Genomic DNA, 251 nt, shown 5'->3' with positions numbered 1-251 from the left:
CGGGAAGTAGGCGAAGGTGGAGTTGACCAGGTAGTAGCGGTTGCCCACCCGCGTCACCGCCGGATCGGGATGGAAGCCGGCGAGCACCGGGTTGCGGTACTCGCCCCTGGCCAGCGGCGCGGCGAAGGCCGCATCGTCGCCGCGATAGACGAAGTCGTCAAAGGCCACCGGCGCTGCGGCCTGCGCTGGCGACAAGGCCAGCGCCGCCAGCAGCGGCAGTGCACGGGACATCGATCCGAGCAGGCCGGTAC

1 protein-coding gene is annotated in these 251 nt (G+C 70.5%); it reads right to left on the bottom strand.

Features of this window, described 5'->3' with window-relative positions:
• The coding region (locus SB753_RS39660) for a family 43 glycosylhydrolase (RefSeq protein ID WP_410805494.1) at nt 1–251 on the bottom strand (251 nt) is incomplete at both ends.

Source organism: Paraburkholderia sp. SIMBA_053 (assembly GCF_046534895.1).
In the GTDB taxonomy this organism is placed as follows: domain Bacteria; phylum Pseudomonadota; class Gammaproteobacteria; order Burkholderiales; family Burkholderiaceae; genus Paraburkholderia; species Paraburkholderia caledonica.
The sequence above is the reverse complement of the archived record's forward strand: the minus strand, read 5'-3'. Positions and strand labels throughout refer to the sequence as shown.